Source organism: Vibrio sp. JCM 18905 (genome assembly GCF_055393305.1).
This window is the reverse complement of record NZ_AP043879.1, coordinates 1,599,133-1,620,404: the sequence shown is the minus strand read 5'-3', so window position 1 is coordinate 1,620,404 and position 21,272 is coordinate 1,599,133. Positions and strand designations below refer to the sequence as shown.

General features: G+C 42.9%; 14 protein-coding genes. 13 read left to right on the top strand and 1 reads right to left on the bottom strand.

What is annotated here, in order from left to right:
* Positions 1 to 43: 43 nt before the first annotated feature.
* The 13 genes from proQ to rmf all read left to right on the top strand — a co-directional run bounded on the left by proQ (position 44) and on the right by rmf (position 20,618).
* Complete coding sequence (gene proQ, locus ACZ5ZC_RS15610; protein WP_046876216.1) at positions 44 to 670, top strand: RNA chaperone ProQ; 627 nt, start codon at positions 44 to 46, stop codon at positions 668 to 670.
* A 17-nt stretch (positions 671 to 687) separates the two neighbouring features.
* Positions 688 to 2,694 (top strand): carboxy terminal-processing peptidase, encoded by a 2,007-nt coding sequence (prc, locus tag ACZ5ZC_RS15605; RefSeq protein ID WP_005396554.1) that lies wholly within the window; start codon positions 688 to 690, stop codon positions 2,692 to 2,694.
* Positions 2,695 to 2,890: 196 nt separating this feature from the next.
* Positions 2,891 to 3,556, top strand: a complete 666-nt coding sequence (locus ACZ5ZC_RS15600; RefSeq protein ID WP_005396553.1) for a hypothetical protein — start codon at positions 2,891 to 2,893, stop codon at positions 3,554 to 3,556.
* 228 nt (positions 3,557 to 3,784) lie between these two features.
* A complete protein-coding gene (gene pepN, locus ACZ5ZC_RS15595; protein ID WP_464932083.1) occupies positions 3,785 to 6,391 on the top strand; it encodes an aminopeptidase N in 2,607 nt (868 codons plus the stop codon).
* Between the two features lie 64 nt (positions 6,392 to 6,455).
* Complete coding sequence (locus ACZ5ZC_RS15590) at positions 6,456 to 6,674, top strand: DUF2835 domain-containing protein (protein WP_046876238.1); 219 nt, start codon at positions 6,456 to 6,458, stop codon at positions 6,672 to 6,674.
* 201 nt (positions 6,675 to 6,875) lie between these two features.
* Positions 6,876 to 11,717: an NAD-glutamate dehydrogenase gene (locus ACZ5ZC_RS15585; protein WP_301615461.1), complete on the top strand. Its 4,842-nt coding sequence runs from the start codon at positions 6,876 to 6,878 to the stop codon at positions 11,715 to 11,717.
* A gap of 313 nt (positions 11,718 to 12,030) precedes the next feature.
* The gene (gene pyrD / locus ACZ5ZC_RS15580) at positions 12,031 to 13,041 is read left to right on the top strand and encodes a quinone-dependent dihydroorotate dehydrogenase (protein WP_006743218.1); all 1,011 of its coding nucleotides are present in this window, start codon (positions 12,031 to 12,033) and stop codon (positions 13,039 to 13,041) included.
* Positions 13,042 to 13,209: 168 nt separating this feature from the next.
* Positions 13,210 to 13,752 carry a cell division protein ZapC gene (locus ACZ5ZC_RS15575; RefSeq protein WP_464932081.1) on the top strand — a complete coding sequence of 181 codons (543 nt, stop codon included), beginning with the start codon at positions 13,210 to 13,212 and terminating at the stop codon, positions 13,750 to 13,752.
* Between the two features lie 488 nt (positions 13,753 to 14,240).
* Positions 14,241 to 16,361, top strand: coding sequence for a bifunctional 23S rRNA (guanine(2069)-N(7))-methyltransferase RlmK/23S rRNA (guanine(2445)-N(2))-methyltransferase RlmL (gene rlmKL, locus ACZ5ZC_RS15570; protein ID WP_005396504.1), 2,121 nt, complete (start codon positions 14,241 to 14,243; stop codon positions 16,359 to 16,361).
* A 21-nt stretch (positions 16,362 to 16,382) separates the two neighbouring features.
* The gene (locus ACZ5ZC_RS15565) at positions 16,383 to 16,625 is read left to right on the top strand and encodes a glutaredoxin family protein (protein WP_074190119.1); all 243 of its coding nucleotides are present in this window, start codon (positions 16,383 to 16,385) and stop codon (positions 16,623 to 16,625) included.
* Complete coding sequence (locus tag ACZ5ZC_RS15560; RefSeq protein WP_006743219.1) at positions 16,603 to 18,522, top strand: ABC transporter ATP-binding protein; 1,920 nt, start codon at positions 16,603 to 16,605, stop codon at positions 18,520 to 18,522. Before ACZ5ZC_RS15565 ends, ACZ5ZC_RS15560 begins: the two co-directional genes overlap by 23 nt.
* Before the next feature lie 7 nt (positions 18,523 to 18,529).
* A complete protein-coding gene (locus ACZ5ZC_RS15555; RefSeq protein WP_047010354.1) occupies positions 18,530 to 20,263 on the top strand; it encodes a DUF3466 family protein in 1,734 nt (577 codons plus the stop codon).
* A 181-nt stretch (positions 20,264 to 20,444) separates the two neighbouring features.
* The gene (rmf, locus tag ACZ5ZC_RS15550; RefSeq protein WP_005377453.1) at positions 20,445 to 20,618 is read left to right on the top strand and encodes a ribosome modulation factor; all 174 of its coding nucleotides are present in this window, start codon (positions 20,445 to 20,447) and stop codon (positions 20,616 to 20,618) included.
* A gap of 120 nt (positions 20,619 to 20,738) precedes the next feature.
* On the opposite strand, the gene fabA is transcribed toward rmf, so the two are convergent.
* The gene (fabA, locus tag ACZ5ZC_RS15545; RefSeq protein ID WP_005396499.1) at positions 20,739 to 21,257 is read right to left on the bottom strand and encodes a bifunctional 3-hydroxydecanoyl-ACP dehydratase/trans-2-decenoyl-ACP isomerase; all 519 of its coding nucleotides are present in this window, start codon (positions 21,255 to 21,257) and stop codon (positions 20,739 to 20,741) included.
* Between the last annotated feature and the right edge of the window lie 15 nt (positions 21,258 to 21,272).

The following is a 21,272-nucleotide window of genomic DNA, read 5'->3' as shown; positions in this document are numbered from 1 at the left end:
TTTTCTTAATGCTCGCGGAAATCCGCTCAAATCAGGACCCCTCATGACTGAAAAGTTAAAAAACAGCAAAGAAGTTATTGCATATATTGCTGAATGTTTCCCTAAGTGCTTTACTTTAGAAGGTGAAGCAAAACCTCTGAAAATTGGTATTTTTCAAGATCTTGCGGAACGTCTAAGTGAAGACGAAAAAGTAAGCAAAACACAGCTTCGTGCAGCGTTAAGACAGTACACTTCATCATGGCGTTACCTACATGGTGTAAAACCAGGTGCAGTACGTGTAGACCTAGACGGCAACCCTTGTGGTGAGCTAGAAGAAGAGCACGTTGAACACGCGAAAGCGACACTTGCAGAAAGCAAGGCAAAAGTTCAAGCTCGTCGTAAAGAACAAGCACAAAAAGCTCGTGAAGAGGGTAAGGCGAAAGCGAAACCAGCGGCTAAAAAGCCTCAACAGCCTCGTCGTACTAACAAACCAAAAGTACAAAAAACAACTAAGCCTGTAGAAACGCGCGCTCTAAATGCTGACGAAATCACAGTAGGTAACGCAGTTAACGTGAACATGGGCAAAGGAAACATGGCAGCGACCATTGTTGAGATCAATAAGGATGATGTACGTGTTCAACTTGCTAACGGCCTACAAATGGTTGTGAAAGCGGAGCACTTGCGCGCATAAAGGAGATACTCCTACGCATGAATTGCCGTTCAAAAGTGACACTGATTGCTGCTAGCTTATGGCTAGCAGCATCAGCTCAGGCTCTCGAAGCCAAACTACATAAAGATGACTTGCCGGTTCTCGCTCCTGAAGTTCAGCACGAAACAGCTAGCAAACGAGTCACCTCTCGATTTACCCGCTCTCATTATAAGCATTTCAGCCTCAATGATGATTTCTCCAAAGCGATCTTTGAACGCTATGTAGAATTGCTTGATTATAATAGAAATATTTTTACTCAAGCGGACATCGACTCTTTTAAAGACTGGTCAATTGAGCTTGATGATCAGCTAAAAGCTGGTAACAACCAAATTGCTTTTGATGTTTATAACCTCTCAATGCAAAAGCGTTTCGAGCGTTTTGCTTATGCGTTAACGCTACTCGACGAAGAGATCAAGTTTGATACTGATGACGAGATAGAGTTAGACCGTTCTGAAGCTGCATGGCCAAAAGACGAAGCGGAGCTCAACGAGTTATGGCGTAAGCGCGTGAAATATGACGCGTTAAATCTGAAGCTGACTGGCAAAGAATGGCCAGAGATTAAAGAGGTTTTAGAGAAGCGTTATAACAACGCGATGAAGCGGATCACACAGACTAATAACGAAGATGCGTTCCAGTTATATATGAATGCCTTCGCCCGACAAGTCGACCCTCATACTAGCTACCTTTCTCCACGTAATGCTGAGCAATTCCAATCGGAAATGAACCTTTCTCTGGAAGGCATTGGTGCCGTTCTGCAAATGACTGACGATTACACAGTAATTCGTTCACTTGTTGTTGGTGGCCCAGCGTCGAAGAGCAAGCAACTTGGCGAAGGGGATCGAATCATCGGTGTTGGACAAGATGGTGAAGAGATTGTCGACGTGATCGGTTGGCGTCTGGATGATGTAGTTCAATTAATCAAAGGCCCAAAAGGCACAAAGGTTAATCTACAGATCTTGCCAGAAGGTAACGATGCGAAGAGTTACATTGTCACAATTGTTCGTGACAAAGTTCGCCTAGAAGATCGCGCAGTGAAGTCGGAGATCATCGAAAAAGATGGTAAGAAGATTGGTATTTTAGAAGTGCCAAGTTTCTACGTCGGTTTGTCGAAAGATACCGATAAACTGCTTGCTGAGTTAAAAACCAAAAACGTTGACGGCGTAATCGTTGATCTACGTAACAACGGTGGTGGTGCATTAACGGAAGCGACAGCATTAACAGGGTTATTCATTAAAGAAGGTCCTGTTGTTCAAGTTCGTGACAGTTATGGTCGTATTAAGGTGAACGCCGATACTGACGGAAAAGTGAGCTACGATGGTCCGCTGACGGTGTTGATTAACCGCTACAGTGCTTCAGCGTCTGAAATTTTTGCAGCAGCAATGCAAGATTATAATCGTGCAATTATTTTAGGTGAAAATTCTTTTGGTAAAGGTACGGTTCAACAGCATCGTTCACTGAATCATATCTACGATCTTTTCGATAAAGAGCTAGGCTACGTTCAGTACACGATTCAGAAGTTCTACCGTATTGACGGTGGAAGTACGCAAAATCGTGGTGTTGCACCCGATATTTCGTACCCAACACCAATTGAAGCTTCTGAAACGGGTGAAAGTGTAGAAGACAATGCACTACCTTGGGATCAGATTGATAAAGCAAAATATCAAACCTTCCCAAGCAACGAAGCACTAGTTGAAAAACTCACCGCTCTTCATAACAAGCGTATTTCTGATGAGATGGAATTCCGTTTCATCAATGAAGACATAGAGAAGTATCGTAAAGAAAAAGACGATAATATGTTGTCTTTGAACGAGAAAGTTCGTAAGGCTGAATCGGATAAAGCGGAAGCACTTCGTTTGCAACGCATCAATGAGCGTCAAGCTGCTTTAGGTAAGGAAGCATTCAAAACATTGGATGATATACCTAAAGATTATGAAGCGCCTGATGTTTATTTAGATGAGTCTGTCGCGATTATGGTTGATCTACTCAAGCAGAAAAATCAGTCATAATAACTGGCAATTCAAAGTAAAAAGAAGTGAGTCTTTCAGGCTCACTCTTTTTTTATGTCTTTTCATCTTTGTTTGTATTGAGTATCAAGTAAGATATTCGCTTATTTTTTCCCAATAATTTACGTGATCTACATCTAAAATTTCGCGAAAGTGAGGACTACTGCCTAAGCTAAAAGAAAACGATAAGGATGCCGATATGAAATGGTTCTTTATTTTACTTAGCTTTTGCTGCTTTAGTGTGTTTAGCGGAGAAAACACCAGAGAAGATGAATTAAGTCACTTTGACACGCCGTTTCTCATCGGAGACTGGTATTTAATGAACCCAAACCCCGAAGAGTCGGCTGAAAATTTTCGTGCGATAAAACTGTCACTGGGTTCCGACTACAGCTTTTCTATTGATATTCAAAAGAAAGATTATTCTGTCGATCATTGGGAAGGATTGTATAACGCCAATGAAGACACCATCGTTCTTGGCTTAAACACAGATGAGCCTCAAATTTATGCCTATCGCAATAATCACAATACGCTTGATCTTAATGGTGTGACTTTTACTAAAGGGTTGTCTAACTCGCTAGCGGGCATATGGTCTAGCTCTTATGTATCCGGAGATGGCCTTGTGGCAAACAACATCAACCATATGGATCTGATACTTCAACCTGACTTCGTGTTTATGTTTCGGGTATCCAACGAAGAAGGGGATGAGTCAATCAAGCAAGGTGTTTTCTACACAGAAGATGAATATTTAGTCTTGCTCTATGAAAATGGCGAGCACGGGACCACCTATAAGCTCAACAAAAATGAATTAACGATTGAAGATTCAAATGGCGATATGTACGCGGTACTTAATCGGGTAACGCCTTGATAGCTTATCTTGCTACGACATATTACGCGAGCGTACGGTAAATTGTTAATGTTGTTTAAATGTTAATCAAAAAACGGAGCTAGAGCACTAAAAGCTCCGTTTTTTGATGGAAAGACTTGTATTCTGATACCACAACCCCTACAAATAGCTTATATAGTGATACCAGAACTGCATTTTTGATCATGCAGTCTGGTATTTTTGTTGTTCGACATACAAGGATTTATGCTCATGTCCCAAGCTCCCCAGGCCAAATATCGTAAAGATTATCAAGAGCCATCTCACGCGATTACCGATATCGATCTTACGTTTGATCTTTATGACGATGACACCATCGTTACGGCGATATCAAAGGTTGTTCAAAAAGGCAATACAACAACGCTAGAACTTGATGGCGAGGGGCTTGAGCTGCGCGCTGTAAAAGTAAACGGTGAGGATTGGGCTCATCACGAAGTGAAAGAATCATCGCTTGTACTGACCGATCTTCCATCCGAGTTTGAACTTGAAATCGTCACCAAAATTGATCCTGAAGCGAATACAGCACTCGAAGGTTTGTACAAATCAGGCGGCGCATTTTGTACTCAGTGTGAAGCCGAGGGCTTCCGTCGTATTACTTATTACTTAGATCGTCCTGATGTTCTGGCAAAATACACGACAAAAGTGATCGCAGATAAAGCCGCTTATCCATATTTGCTGAGCAATGGTAACCGAATTGCAGAAGGCGATGCAGAGAACGGTCGTCATTGGGTTCAATGGCAGGACCCGCATCCAAAGCCAGCTTACTTGTTTGCTCTTGTCGCAGGGGACTTTGACGTACTGCGTGACAAATACACCACGATGTCAGGTCGCAGTGTTGATTTAGAAATCTTTGTTGATAAAGGTAACTTAGATCGTGCAGGCCATGCGATGACATCGCTGATCAACTCGATGAAGTGGGATGAAGAACGCTTTGGCCTTGAATACGATCTGGATATTTACATGATCGTTGCCGTTGATTTCTTCAATATGGGCGCAATGGAAAACAAAGGCCTAAACATCTTTAACTCAAAGTATGTTCTGGCGAATGACCAAACGGCGACCGATCGTGACTACTTAGGTATCGAAGCTGTGATCGGTCATGAGTACTTCCACAACTGGACTGGCAACCGTGTCACTTGTCGTGACTGGTTCCAACTAAGTCTAAAAGAAGGCTTAACCGTATTCCGTGACCAAGAATTCTCTTCTGACTTAGGCTCTCGTGCAGATAACCGCATCGATAACGTACGTATCATCCGTGGCCCTCAGTTTGCAGAAGATGCAAGCCCAATGTCTCACCCGATTCGTCCTGACAAAGTCATTGAGATGAATAACTTCTACACGCTAACAGTGTATGAAAAGGGCAGCGAAGTTATTCGCATGTACCATACGCTCCTTGGCGAAGAGGGCTTCCAAAAAGGGATGAAACTTTACTTTGAACGTCACGATGGTACTGCTGCCACATGTGAAGACTGTGTTTCTGCAATGGAAGATGCCACCGGTGTCGATTTAAAACAATTCCGTCTATGGTACAGCCAGTCTGGTACACCGACGCTGCGCGTAAATAGCGAATACAATGCCAATGCAAAAACTTACGCACTAACGGTAGAGCAATTTACGGAGCCAACGCAAGACCAGTCAGAGAAGCAAGCGCTGCACATTCCGTTTGATATCGAGCTGTACGATTCGAAAGGTCACGTTATCCCGTTGATGATTAACGGTGAATCGGTTCATAACGTGCTAGATATTAAACAAGATAAGCAAACGTTCGTATTCGAAAATGTCGAAGAACAACCAGTGCCATCTTTGTTGCGTGAATTTTCGGCACCAGTAAAACTAGAATACGACTACAGTGATGATGAATTAGTCTTCTTGATGAAACACGCGACGAATGACTTTGCTCGTTGGGATGCAAGCCAAATGCTATTGGCTAAGTACATTCGTCAGAACGTGAAAAACGTTCAAGCCGGACAAGAAGTATCGCTTTCTGAAGGCGTGATAGATGCGTTCCGTGGTGTGCTATTGGATGAGACGCTTGAGCCAGCTTTTATTGCTCAAGTTTTCTCTTTGCCTTCAATTAATGAGATTACTGGCTGGTACCAGCAAATTGACATCGATGCCGTAGACAAAGTGCTAAACAGTATTACAGTGTCACTTTCTCAAGAGTTAGAAGATGAGCTAAGTGCAACTTATCATACACTGAAGCAAACAGAGTACACGATCGATCATGCTGCGATTGGCAAGCGTGCATTACGTAACCGTTGTCTGCAATACCTAGCACATACGGAAAAAGGTAATGATTTAGTGAAAGCACAATACGCATCTGCAAATAACATGACAGATACGATTGCAGCGATGAGTGCTGCAAATAGTGCTCAGCTTGAGTGTCGTGAAGCTCTTATGGCAGACTATAGCGATAAATGGAAGCACGATGGTTTGGTTATGGACAAGTGGTTTGCACTTCAAGGTAGCAATCCTGCAGAGGATGCACTTGAAAAAGTGAAAGCCACCATGAACCACGAAGCATTTAGTTTGAAGAATCCGAACCGTACGCGCAGTTTGATTGGTTCGTTCTTAAGTGCCAACCCTGTGCGTTTTCATGATAAATCCGGTGCAGGTTACCAATTTGCAGGAGAAATCCTTCGCCAACTTAATGATTCGAACCCACAAGTCGCATCTAGAATGATTGATCCTTTGCTTAAGTTCCGTAAATACGATGAAGGTCGCCAAGCTTTGATCAAAGCAGAACTTGAAAAGCTCAAAGCAATGGATAATCTTGCTAAAGACTTATTCGAAAAAGTGACTAAAGCACTAGACGAATAGTAAACAACACAATAGGGTGGTCATTAAGGCCACCTTATTGTTTATGTCACTTAGTTTTTACTTCATGAACTATTACTACTTCAACCTCAACATTTCATATCAAACGTTTTTATCCCATTATTCTGGCGCGGCAAGTGTTGTTCAAGTCGTCACACATAACGGTTTACGTTTGCAGTTACCCGCCGCACGATTCAGACCATTTCTTAGTCAATTAGGCATTAAAGGCCAGTTTAGACTAACAACTGACCAAAATAATAAGTTTCTTAAGTTAGAAACTCTGTGATGTATTGTATTTGCAGAGAGTTAAATAGGAATCTTAGTCACAGAATCGGACATTTCACCTCTTACCACCACGATTAGTTGTTAAACATTTGTAATTATGCTTTTACAATGGGCACATGCATTACCTATGCTTAGTTTCTAAGGTAACAACCTAGCTACTAAGTCCCCCTACAAAACAACAATTCTAATGTGGAGTGTGAATATGACCGCGCGTGAAAATGTAGTGCCGGTTCTGCTTGAAAAAGTTTACCAACTGATTCAAGACAAACTCGAGCTTTCTCACCAAACGCTTGTAACTAAACTTGCTCAACACTTATTCAGTAACATTGCTGATGATGACCTGATTCAGCGAAACGAATCCGATCTTTATGGTGCTGTCGTCAGCCTTTGGCACCATATCAATGAAAAAAAACCAGAAGAGATTTCGGTACGAGTATTTAACCCGACCGTAAGTCGTCAAGGCTGGCAATCCACACACACAATCGTAGAAATTGTTGTTCCAGATAGTCCATTCTTAGTGGACTCAGTCAAAATGGCTTTAGCGCGTTTGGACCTTGTTTGCCACCTAATGTTAAACAACCCAACACAGATACAGCGTGATAAAAAAGGCCAAGTTACCGACGTAAACGGTGAGGGTGGTGTTCTTCAATCACTGTTCCATATCGAGGTAGACCGCCTTACTAGTAAAGAAGAGATGCAAGCGCTTAAAGAAGAGCTGTTAAAAATTCTATCTGACACTCGTTTAGTCGTTGATGACTGGAAGCAAATGGTTGATAAGCTTAAGCTTGTGACTGATGAACTTGAGAAAAATAAAGATCGTGTTTCTATCCAAACGGATCGTATGGACGAAACGATCGCATTTCTTCGTTGGCTAGAAGATCATAATTTTACCTTTATGGGTTACAAAGATTATGACTTAGAAGAAGTCAATGGTGATACCGAGCTTGTTCCTGCTAAAGAAAAAGGACTTGGTCTATTTGCTGATGACAAGCGTGTACGTAGCGTCAAGCTATCTGAGCTTTCAGACTCTGCGCGGTTAGAAGCGAAAAAGCCATACGCTCTGATTATCACAAAAGGTAACAAAGCATCTCGTATTCACCGACCAGCTTATACTGATTACATCGGTGTTAAGAAGTTTGATGAAAACGGTAAAGTAATAGGTGAGCATCGCTTTACTGGTTTATATACCTCTGCCGTGTATAACCAAGCGGTACAAAGCATCCCTCTGATCCGTGAAAAAGTGGACCGTATCCTTGAAGCGAGCGGATACCGTCACGGATCGTATTCATACAAAGCATTGCACAATATCTTAGAAAACTACCCACGCGATGAACTACTCCAAGCAAATGAAGAAGAGTTGCTTGAGGTGGGTATGGGTGTTGTACAAATGCAAGATCGTGACCTACTGCGTTTATTTGTTCGTAAGGACCCATTTGGTCGTTTCTTTAGCTGCATGGTTTATGTCACTAAAGATCGTTACAACACGGAGTTACGTCGTCAAACTCAACGCATTCTTAAGCAGTACTTTGGTTGCGAGCAAGAGGTTGAATTTACAACGTTCTTCTCAGAAAGCCCACTAGCGAGAACACATTACATTGTTCGTGTAGACAATAACAACATTGACGTAGACGTGAAAAAGATCGAGCAAAACCTAATGGAAGTTTCTACCTCTTGGGATGACAGACTAAAAGAATCCATCATTGCTAACTTTGGTGAAAGCAAAGGCCTTCCTCTTTCAAAAGAATACATGAGTGCGTTCCCTCGCTCATACAAAGAGGACATGATGCCAGGTTCTGCAGTTGCAGATATTGAACGCTTAGAAGCGTTAAGTGATGATAATAAACTTGGCATGTTGTTCTACCGACCTCAAGAAGAGGGGGCGGATTCAAAAGCTGTTCGCTTGAAGTTATACCATCGTGATGAGCCAATCCATCTTTCTGACGTAATGCCAATGCTTGAAAACCTTGGCTTACGAGTGATCGGTGAATCACCGTATGAGATCGAGAAAAATAACGGACAGACATTCTGGATCCTTGATTTCTCTATGCTGCACAAGAGCGAGAAAACGGTTGATCTTCGTGAGGCTCGTGACCGTTTCCAACAAGCATTTGCCGCAATTTGGGCGGGCAACCTTGAAAGTGATGGTTTTAACCGATTGGTACTCGGTGCGTCGCTATCTGGGCGTGAGATTTCCATTCTTCGTGCTTATGCTCGATACATGCGCCAAGTCGGTTTCCCATTCAGTCAACAATACATCGAAGACACGCTAAGCCACTACCCAGACTTAGCAACAGGTCTAGTCAAGCTGTTCACCAAGCGATTCGATCCGAAACACAAAGGCAGTGAAAAAGGCCAAAACGATCTGATTAAAAAGCTAACAGAGCAGTTGGATCGTGTAGAGAGCTTGGATGATGATCGTATTATTCGTCGTTACATAGACATGATCATGGCGACACTTCGTACTAACTACTATCAGCTAGACGAAAGCAAGCAATCTAAGCCTTGGTTATCTTTGAAAATGAAACCGAGCGATATTCCAGAAATTCCGCAACCTGTACCAGCGTTCGAGATCTTTGTGTATGCACCAGATATTGAAGGTGTTCACCTTCGTGGCGGAAAAGTGGCTCGTGGTGGTTTACGTTGGTCAGACCGTCAAGAAGATTTCCGTACAGAGATTCTTGGCCTAGTGAAAGCGCAACAGGTTAAGAACACCGTTATCGTACCTGTGGGTGCAAAAGGCGGTTTTGTTTGTAAACGCCAGCCATCTCTCACAACCCGTGATGAGATCTTTGCTGAAGGCCAACGTTGTTACAAACGATTTATTCGTGCGCTACTTGATGTATCAGATAACATCATTGAAGGTGAAGTCGTGCCACCACAAAACGTTGTGCGCCATGACGAAGATGACCCATACCTAGTAGTGGCGGCAGATAAAGGCACAGCAACATTCTCAGATCTAGCAAACTCTGTTTCTGCAGAGTACAACTTCTGGTTAGGTGACGCATTTGCTTCAGGTGGTTCAAATGGTTACGACCACAAAGCGATGGGTATCACTGCAAAAGGTGGTTGGGAATCTGTTAAGCGTCACTTCCGTGAAATGGGCATCAACTGCCAGACCACTGACTTTACCGCAATCGGTGTAGGTGATATGGCTGGTGACGTGTTCGGTAACGGTATGCTGTTATCGAAGCATATTCGATTGCAAGCTGCCTTTAACCACATGCACATCTTTATTGATCCAAATCCAGATTCAGCCACCAGCTGGGAAGAACGTAACCGCTTGTTTAATCTACCAAGATCAAGCTGGGAAGATTACAATAAAGATTTGATCTCTCAAGGTGGTGGCATCTTCTCTCGTCGATCAAAATCGATCCAGTTGACACCAGAAATTCAGAAAATGTTAGGTACTAAGAAAGCATCTTTAGCGCCTAATGATCTGATTAAGATGATCTTGAAAATGAAAGTCGATCTGCTTTGGAATGGTGGTATCGGCACTTACGTTAAAGCCTCGACAGAAACTCATACGGATGTTGGTGACCGCGCTAACGACATGCTGCGCATTGACGGCCGTGACTTAAGAGCAAAAGTGGTTGGCGAAGGCGGTAACTTGGGTATGACTCAGCTTGGTCGTATTGAATACGCACTGACTGGCGGCCGAGTGAACACAGACTTCGTTGATAACGTGGGTGGCGTTGACTGTTCGGATAATGAAGTCAACATCAAGATCTTCCTTAATGGACTGGTTTCAAATGGCGATCTTACGGTTAAGCAACGCAACCAAATTCTAGAGTCTATGGAAGACGAAGTGGGTGAAATTGTCTTAGATGATGCTTACCGTCAATCTGAGTCGATCTCCGTTACTGAACAGCAAGGTGTTGGCATTGTTAAGGAACAAATTCGATTCATCCATACCATGGAAAAAGCAGGGTACTTGGATCGTGCTCTCGAATACATCCCTGATGATGAAACGCTAATCGAGCGTGAAAAACAGGGACTAGGTCTGACTCGCCCTGAGCTATCAGTGTTAGTTGCCTACGGTAAAATGGTACTTAAACAGCAACTTGTTACGGATGAAATCGCGAATGATGAATTCCATGCGAAACAGCTTGTTGAATATTTCCCAAGTGCGTTACGACGTAACTATAAAGATCAAATGGTTAATCACCCACTGCGAGCTGAAATTATCGCTACAGCATTGGCTAACCAGATGGTTAATGAAATGGGCTGTAATTTCGTCACTCGTTTGCAAGAAGAAACCGGTGCAAGTGTTGTCGATATTGCTAACGCATACAGTGCGGCTCGTGAAATTTTCGATCTAGAAGCAATTCTTAAGCAGACTCGTGAACTCGATAATACCGCCACAGCTCAAGCTCAGTACGAAATCATGTTTTATGTTCGTCGAGCACTACGTCGAATTGCACGTTGGTTGCTTCGCAACCGCAGTGGTAAATGCACAGTTGGTGAGCTGATTGCTATCTACAAGCAAGATGTCAATGTTATCACTGAAACCTTAGACACTATGCTGGTTGAGTCTGAAGTAGAAGAACACAATGAACTTGCTCAAGGGTGGATTGAGAAAGGGGTAGAAGAGAAACTTGCACATCAAGTCGCTCGTTTATCCAGCTTACAATCTGCACTGGATATCTCATCAGTGGCGAGTGAAACAGGTAAAACGGTTGAGCAAGCATCGAAGCTCTACTTTAACTTGGGTGACCGTTTGTCGTTACACTGGTTCTTGAAGCAAATTAACAGCCAAGCCGTTGATAATAACTGGCAGGCACTGGCAAGAGCTGCATTCCGAGAAGATCTGGACTGGCAACAACGTCAACTTACGGCTCAGGTATTAAATTGCGGCTGTGCAACGGAAGAGCTAGACGTGATGAAAGCGTTAGAAGATTGGATGGAAACTAACGAGCAATCACTGCACCGTTGGGAAAGCATCTTGAATGAGTTCAAAGTTGGCTCTGTCCACGAATTTGCTAAGTTTTCTGTAGCACTTCGAGAATTAGTACTCTTGAATCTCAACTGTTCGTCGAAAGAGTAGATGAGTTAGTCAAATTGTAAGTAAAAGCCTCGTTATTTAGCGAGGCTTTTTTGTTGCTCATCGTTTCTACTATAGTGCAGGTGAGTTACAGCGTAACAGCGTTTGGAAGTTAAAATAGGCTGAAATCGATTGCTTTAGGGTGGTTAGTTATAAATTTTATTGTTGAAATCTTACTCTAATTGTTTGTTTTATATTTGAAAATATTAGAAAGATATAGGTTTTTACTTAATACATTCATTTTCATTGAATTACGATGAAAAACAGTAAATAATATTGTCCCGTTTATACGGGGCTTTTTTCTTTCGGAGGCACAATGCTTTACCGTCTAGCCAGAACTGGCTTTTTCCAACTCGATGCCGAGAAGGCACACGATCTTGCAATCAAGAACTTCCAACGCTTTAACGGCACACCACTTGATCTCTTCTACCGCCAACAATTACCAACTCGTCCAGTTGAGTGTATGGGACTAACATTCCGTAACCCAGTAGGTCTTGCGGCTGGCTTAGATAAAAACGGTGAATGCATTGAAGCATTTGATGCCATGGGCTTTGGCTTTGTCGAAGTTGGCACAGTAACACCTCGTCCGCAACCAGGGAATGATAAACCACGCTTATTTCGCTTAGTCGAAGCTGAAGGTATCATCAATCGCATGGGCTTTAACAACCTAGGCGTTGATAATTTGGTCGAGAATGTAAAGCAAGCAAAATTCAACTGTGTTCTCGGAATTAATATTGGTAAAAACAAAGACACACCAATTGAGAAAGGGGCAGAGGACTACCTGATTTGTATGGAGAAAGTGTATGAGTACGCAGGCTACATTGCGGTTAATATCTCATCACCAAACACTCCGGGTCTTCGTTCACTTCAATATGGTGAAGCGCTTGATGAACTACTTTCTGAATTAAAAGCGAAACAAGCGGAACTTTCAGAGAAATACAACAAATACGTTCCGCTAGCATTAAAAATTGCGCCTGATTTGAGTGACGAAGAAATCTGCCAAATCTGCGATTCTTTATTGAAAAACAATATAGATGGTGTGATCGCGACTAACACAACTCTGGATCGCACGATCGTAGAAGGAATGAAACACGCCAATGAGGCAGGTGGTTTAAGTGGTCGCCCTGTGCAATCACGCTCTACGGAAGTCGTACGTAAGCTTCATGAAGAGCTAGGAGACAAACTTCCAATTATCGGTGTTGGTGGTGTGGATTCCTATGTTGCAGCCAAAGAAAAGCTGATGGCAGGCGCTAAACTTGTTCAAGTCTACACCGGCTTTATTTACCACGGCCCAGGCCTAGTACGTGATATTGTTAAGAATCTTTAACATACACATCAAAAACCACTGAAAAATCAGTAGCTATTACATAAAAAAGAGGACTCTGTTTCCTCTTTTTTTTTATCCGTTCGTTTGTAAAATTTAAAAATCACGAGTAGGTAATTAAGCGTCTTACCTCTTTACCACTGATTTAACTAGTCAAGAGAGAACGGAATAATGCTTAAACCCAGCGACAAATGGAATTGGTATTTTGACGAGCAAAAAGCTTGCTTAATGCTGGATCTGGGGGAGGAAATGATTTTCCAAACCAATTTATCCCGAAAATTGTTGGTTAACTGTGCCTTCTCGAACAATGAATTTACCGTTGATGACGCCAGTGCATTCCAAACGTTTAATGAACGTATTCGATGCCTCGACATCAGCGAATACCGCCAAGCTGAGTTAACACTGTATTGTGTTGCAGCAAAGCGCTTTCATAAACCTGTACAGCCTAAAAGCTGGTTCTTTGAAGCACAGTCCTCAGGTTACGAGCCTGAAGAAGGGGACATGGTCTTTCTAACAAACCAATATTCTGATGGCATGTTCATCGTGTTAGAACCAGGCGAGACGTCGAGCTTATGTGCTTATGTTAACCAAGAAGCGTTTGTGCTTGATGGCAATAAGGCGCTTCAGTTTGGGCAGCCGATTAAAGTAATGCATGACCGCATGGCTTGTGCAAATCACCTCTTTGCAATAACCCCTATGGCAATGGTGGGGTAAACCTGTTTAATTTTTTCTTTATTTCGTTCCTTTGTTTGCATTAGTCGACCTCGTTAGGTCGATTTTTTTTGTCCTTTCCTTTGATACTAGATCCCCATCAGCCATGAAACTGTATGTTTTCTATGCATGTAAACATGAAGCTGGTCACTTTTATTTTACTTATTTCAATCTGATGACTCCCTTAACTAGGCAACCTAGCGCTTAAAATGACCCCATTTATTCCCCTATAAGGCAAAAATGTAAGTAACTTACATCAATAATCATTACCTGGTATATACCAAAATTTATGTAAATAAGTATTCACTTCTTTCCAAGGGAACAAAATTTCGTTCGTGAATAAAAAATACTCAAATTGAAGATGTTGAAAGTTTCAGATCATTTTGTTGGTGATGATTTGAACTAACAGGTGGGGAAATTCCTTTAAAAACGAGGCATTGATCGTAAAGTCAGGTATAATTGAAGCCATTTTTTATCAGCGAAAGAACACTATGAATCAATATCTCGCGGTAACTTCAAATGGCATGGAAAATTTGCTTGTTGAAGAACTGACTAAACTAGGCATTGAAAATGCGAAACCAGTACAGGCAGGCGTAAAATTTAAAGCGACAAACGAACAGGTTTATCGCTGTTGTTTGTGGAGCCGTTTAGCGTCTCGATTTGTACGTGTTTTATCTGAGTTCACGTGTAACAACGACATGGACTTGTATTTATCTACATCTGCTATTAACTGGGTTAACCAATTTCATAGCTCTAAACGTTTTGTTGTGGACTTTAACGGCACAAACCGTGAGATCAGAAATAGCCAATACGGTGCGATGAAAGTCAAAGATGGCATCGTAGATTGCTTTGAAAATAAAGGTTTGCCGCGTCCCAACATCAGTAAAGAACGCCCAGATGTTCGTATTCACGTTCGTTTGCATAAAGATAAAGCGTTGCTTGGGATCGATATGGTAGGCAGTGGTTTGCATCAGCGTGGCTACCGACCAGAATCGGGTCGTGCCCCGTTACGTGAAACGCTTGCTTCTGCGATTATCATGCGTTGTGGCTGGGATGGGCATCAACCATTACTCGATCCAATGTGCGGTTCTGGTACTTTGCTTATTGAAGCTGCGATGATGGCTGCCAACATGGCTCCTGGCGTTAAGCGAAAGCAATGGGGTTTCGAAGTGTTGGAAGACTTTGAACCAGAGACTTGGGCAGAGATTAAATCAGAGGCTAATGTTCAAGCTAGACGAGGTGTCAAGAAAGTTGACGCTAAGTTTTTTGGCTTCGATAACGACCCTAAAGTATTAAAAGTTGCTCAAGAAAACGCGCGCAGAGCAGGCGTTGAAGAATTGATTGAGTTCGCACAAGGTGATGCTGCAACCATTACTCGTCCTGCAGGATTCGAACACGGTGTTATCGTTTCAAACCCACCTTACGGTGAACGTCTAGGAACTGAGCCGGGGCTAATTGCTCTCTACACCGCATTTGGTGGACAGCTAAAATCTGAGTTTGGTGGATGCAAAGCCTCTATCTTCTCGAGTTCAGACGAGCTGCTGAGCTGTCTTCGTATGCGTGCTGATAAACAGTTTAAATTGAATAATGGTGCGTTACCTTGTCACCAAAAGAACTACAGTATTGCAGAGCGCAGTGCTGATGAAGTGAAGGGGGCTGATACTAATGTTCAAATCGCACCAGACTTTTCAAACCGTTTAAAGAAAAATATTGGCAAGATTGGCAAGTGGGCTCGTAAAGAGAAATTAGATTGCTACCGAATCTATGACGCTGATCTTCCTGAATACAATGTGGCGATAGACGTATACGGCGATCAAATCGTAATTCAAGAGTATGCTGCGCCAAAAAACATTCCAGAAGAAAAAGCAAAACGTCGCCTAACGGATATCATTCGTGCAACGATTCAGGTGACAGGTGTAGAGGCGAACAAAGTTGTACTTAAAGTTCGTGAAAAGCAGAAGGGTCGCAGCCAATACCAAAAATTAGGTCAGGTATCAGAGACGCTTGAAGTAAACGAGTACGGTGTGAAGCTGATCGTAAACCTTCATGACTATCTAGACACTGGCTTGTTCTTGGATCATAAGATCACTCGTCGTCGCTTAGGTGAAATGGCGCAAGGTAAAGATTTCTTAAACTTGTTTGCATATACTGGGAGTGCGACGGTTCACGCAGCGGTTGGTGGCGCTCGTTCCACAACGACTATTGATATGTCAAATACCTACTTGAACTGGGCGAAAGACAATATGCAGCTTAACGGCTGTGTAGGACGTCAGCATCGCTATGAACAAGCAGACTGCTTGCAATGGCTAGAAAACGCGAAAGGTGAGTACGACTTGATCTTTATTGATCCACCTACATTCTCTAACTCTAAGCGTATGGAAACATCATTCGATGTACAACGTGACCACATTAAACTGATGAAGAATCTTAAACGTTTACTAAGAAGTGAAGGCACTATCGTATTCTCGAATAACAAGCGCCACTTCAAGATGGATGAAGAGTCGCTGGCTGAACTTGGTTTGAAGGCTCAGAATATTTCTTCTCAAACGTTACCATTAGATTTTGCGCGTAATAAACAGATTCATAACTGTTGGCTAGTAACGCACGCGTAGTATAAACAAAAGGATTAATACGTGCTGATATTGTATAGCACGGAGGGATGCCATCTTTGTGAGATGGCATTTGCTCTAGTAGACCAAATTGGTTTGGCCGAGCAAACAGATATCATTGATATTGCGTTCGATGATGCACTGTTTTCTCGTTACGGCGTCACAATACCCGTATTAAAGTATCAAGATTCTGAGTTGAACTGGCCGTTTGACTTAGAACAACTCACACATTGGTTGGATAATAATGGCATTACTTACCATTCATAACGCACAACTTGCATTTGGTGACCACCCATTACTGGACAAAGCGGAGTTCGCTCTTCAAGAAAACGAACGCGTTTGTTTAGTGGGTCGCAACGGAGCAGGTAAGTCCACGTTAATGAAAGTGCTTGCCGGCGACATTTTGTTGGACGACGGCAAGATTCAAATCACTCAAGACGTCGTTGTTTCTCGACTTGAACAAGATCCACCGCGTAATCAAGAGGGTACGGTTTACGAATACGTATCTGGCGGTTTGGCTGAAATCGGCGAACAACTGAAGATCTATCACGATCTTCTCGATCTTGTTGCTCAAGACCCGAGTGAGAAAAACATCAACCGTTTAGCCAAGGTTCAAGAGCAGCTTGACCATTCTAATGCTTGGCGTTTTGATGACCGTGTTAAGAACGTACTTGGTGCTTTAAAACTAAGTCCAGAAACTAAACTGACCGATTTATCCGGTGGTTGGCAACGTAAAGCCGCTTTAGCTCGCGCGCTGGTTTGTGACCCTGATGTATTACTTCTTGATGAGCCAACAAACCATCTTGATGTAACAACTATCGAATGGTTAGAGAACTTCTTAAAAGACTTCAAAGGCTCGATCATCTTTATTTCTCACGACCGTGCGTTCATCAAATCAATGGCAACACGCATTGTTGATTTAGATCGCGGGCAATTAGCTTCTTTCCCTGGTGATTACGACAACTACCTAGAAGAAAAAGAAGAGATGCTCCGCGTTGAAGAAATGCAGAATGCTGAATTCGACAAAAAGCTTGCTCAAGAGGAAGTTTGGATTCGGCAGGGCATTAAAGCACGCCGAACTCGAAATGAAGGTCGTGTACGCGCATTGAAGAAACTTCGTGAAGAGCGTCGCGATCGCCGGGATGTCCAAGGCAAAGTTAACCTTAATATCGATGATGCTTCACGTTCAGGGAAAATTGTATTTGAAGCAGAAAACATATCTTTTGCTTACGAAGGCAAGACAATCGTCGACAACTTTAGCTTTAACATTATGCGCGGTGACCGTATTGCACTTATCGGACCAAATGGCTGCGGTAAGAGTACGGTACTTAAATTGCTATTAGGGCAATTGGAAGCGCAGTCTGGTCGTTTACACTGCGGAACAAAATTAGAAGTCGCGTACTTTGATCAGTACCGAGAGATTTTGGATCCAGAAAAGACAGTGATCGATAACTTAGCGGATGGGAAACAAGAAGTAATGGTTGGGGGACGTCAGCGTCATGCGCTGAGTTATCTTCAAGACTTCTTATTTGCACCTAAGCGCGCAAGAACCCCGGTTAAGGCGCTCTCTGGTGGTGAGAAAAACCGATTACTGCTAGCTCGTATCTTGTTGAAACCAAACAACTTACTTATTCTTGATGAACCAACCAACGATTTGGATATCGAAACGTTGGAACTTTTAGAAGAAATGCTTGCCAACTATCAGGGCACGTTGCTTTTAGTTAGCCACGACCGAGAGTTTGTTGATAATACCGTTACCACAAGCTGGATCTTCGAAGGGAACGGAGTGATTGAAGAGTTTGTTGGTGGTTATCACGATGCAAGACAGCAGCGTGAACAGGTATTGGCGGTTCGTCAAGCGGTTGAAAAGCCAGCGAAAAAAGAGAAAGTGGTTGAGGAAACTCCCAAAACAACTCAACCTAAGAACAACTCGAAGAAGTTATCGTATAAGCTGCAAAGAGAATTAGAAGCTCTACCAGCTAAACTAGAACAATTAGAGTCGGATATCGAGGGCCTTCAGGAGCAAGTGAACGATCCAGAGTTCTTTGCTAAACCTGTAGAGCAAACTCAGCCGGTATTGGAACAGCTTGCTGCACTAGAGCAGGAGTTGGAAATCGCATTCGAGAGATGGGAAGAACTCGAAGCAATGCAACAGGATAGTTAAGAATTCAATGAATTGTAGTAATAAATTCAAATTGACCGCCATTGCAATGATGGTTGGTACCACAATGAACGCACAGGCGGCATTGTATCAAGTGGTTGAGGTTTCACCTCAGGATCATGGTTCAAACGGTGACTACCAAACGGCTTACGGGGTTGCAATTCAACAGGGCGATGCAGGTACAGATCCTTCAACAGATTCACCTTTCGCTTTAGGCTGTTTTGATTCTGCGGCAAACTGTACGCCGGAAAAGTTTAAGCTTGCGATGGAAACTCGCACAACACCTATTTCAGCGACACAAGCCGTGGATGGAAATAGCTATCGTGAGGAAATTCCATTTGGATTGGACGCAGGCTTTTATTACATCCAAGAACTCAAAGATTTTGAACGTTACTGTTATAACCAGCTTCGCTATTCTACTTGTGACTCTTGGGCTTCTGTAAACTGGACCCCATGGAACAAAGAGCGTAGTAAAGACTTTACTTCTAATGCGTTAGCATTTGTAGAAGGCGATTCTGCTGCTTATAAAAATGAATATAACAATGTTATCAATCAGCTCACCGAAGATGGTGCAGCTATCGGTAATCAAAGTAAAGTCAGCAGTGAAAACCAGTCGACACTGGAAACAAGAAATACAGTCGTAGCACCTATTGAACCAAATTTTGTTACAGGTGATAACGACGCAAGCGTTGTGCAAAGCCACGCTTGGAAAACCGATGGCACTTTTACCGTTGGTAGTGTATCTCGAACAGCAAGCAATACCAATGGCGCTCACCACACATCGAAAGCAGCTATTTGGGATCAAAGTGGAACCGTCAGTGAATTGGCTTGGCCAAGTGGCACATCTAAAGATGGAGAAAGACTGGCTCAAGGAAGCATGCGTGACCTTGTCACAGATGGAACAACGGTTTACGGCGTGGGTTACAACACATACAGTGATGATAACTATCTGAATGCTACTGTTTTTGTCGGAACCCTAGAGGCAGAAGGTAGCGTTGAAAACGCAACTTGGAAAAACAAAGTTGTTGTAGGAGCGAGACAGCGTGAGGGCGATGATACGGTTCATACAAACTCACGATTAACCGATGTTAACTCAAATTTTGTTGCTATTGGTGAAGCAAAACGTTCAGGCGGATACTTAATGCCAACGGGCTCTGCTCCAAATCGTCTCTTTATCGTAGATGATGTTCGTAAGGATTCTATTAACGCTTTTTACCCAAGTACCGGAATTTTCTTCAGCGGTGCGGGCGGTAAGATGGGCGGGATCAACTCTTACAATGAAATTGTCGGACAACTCGATGCGGAAACGACGCGTGAAGACGATGGTAAGCCACGTCGTAAGCGCGGTTTTATCTACCCATATAGCGTAGGTGGTGAGACTAGTGAACGTGCTTCAACACTATTTAATGGAAAAGCTTGGTTCCTAGATAGTTTGACTAATGGCGGTGACTACTCTGAACAAAACAACCAGTTCCGTATCATTGACGCAACCGATATCAACGATGCAGGTGTGATTTCTGGTACCGCGATGAAATGTGCTGGCGGTTACAGTACAACAGCAAACAATGCGACATGTAGTTCTGATGAACAAATCGTAGCTGTAAAATTGGTGCCTATTGCAGGTGCGACTGAGAAGGACATTGTGTCTCGAAGCGTTGACTCAACGACAACAGAGCGTCAAGGTGCAGGCCTTGGTTGGTTAGCTTTGACCATGCTTGGATTGTTTGGGTTCCGTAGAAAATAGTCAAAAATCGTCAGTAATTTTTAAATCAAGCAGAGGCTCACACATTTGAGCCTCTGCTTTTTTTATGCCTTGAGAAATCACTCAACTTGATCGATTCTTATAAGTGGAGTCATAAAAACTCCATCAAAGTTTCACAATAACAGCTGTACGTTAGTAAATGGACCTGTATGAGGAATTAACTATGAAGAGACAAAAGCGTGATCGCCTAGAACGAGCTCAATCTCAAGGCTATAAAGCTGGGTTGAATGGAAGGTCTCAAGAGGCTTGCCCATATCAACAAGTTGATGCTCGGTCGTATTGGTTAGGTGGTTGGCGTGATGCCAGAGATGAAAGACAATCTGGTCTCTACAAATAAACTCTCCACATACAAAAAGAAGGATTCGAAAGGGCTCTACGGAGCCTTTTCTACATTTATAGACTAGGCAAACAAAAAGGCCCCTAAATAGGAGCCTTTATAAATCGATTAAAGTCGTGATTAGAAGTTTGAAGTGTCTTGGAACAAACCAACTTTCAAATCTTTCGCAACGTAGATTTCTTTGCCATCTACGCATACACGACCGTCAGCCAAACCCATTACTAGTTTACGATTTACGACGCGTTTCATATGGATTTCGTAGGTTACTTTTTTCGCCGTCGGTAGGATTTGGCCTGTAAACTTCACTTCACCAACACCTAGAGCGCGACCTTTACCTTTACCGCCAACCCAGCCAAGGAAGAAGCCAACAAGTTGCCACATCGCGTCAAGGCCAAGGCAGCCAGGCATTACTGGATCACCAGGGAAGTGGCAATCAAAGAACCACAAATCTGGAGTAATATCCAATTCCGCCAAGATCAAACCTTTACCAAAATCGCCCTCTGTCTCAGACATTTTAGTAATACGATCCATCATTAGCATGTTTGGCGCAGGAAGCTGAGGGTAACCAGGCCCAAACAGTTCCCCTTGGCTAGAAGCAAGTAGATCGTCACGGTTATAAGAATCACGTTTGTTTTGCATTATCAATTACTCCAA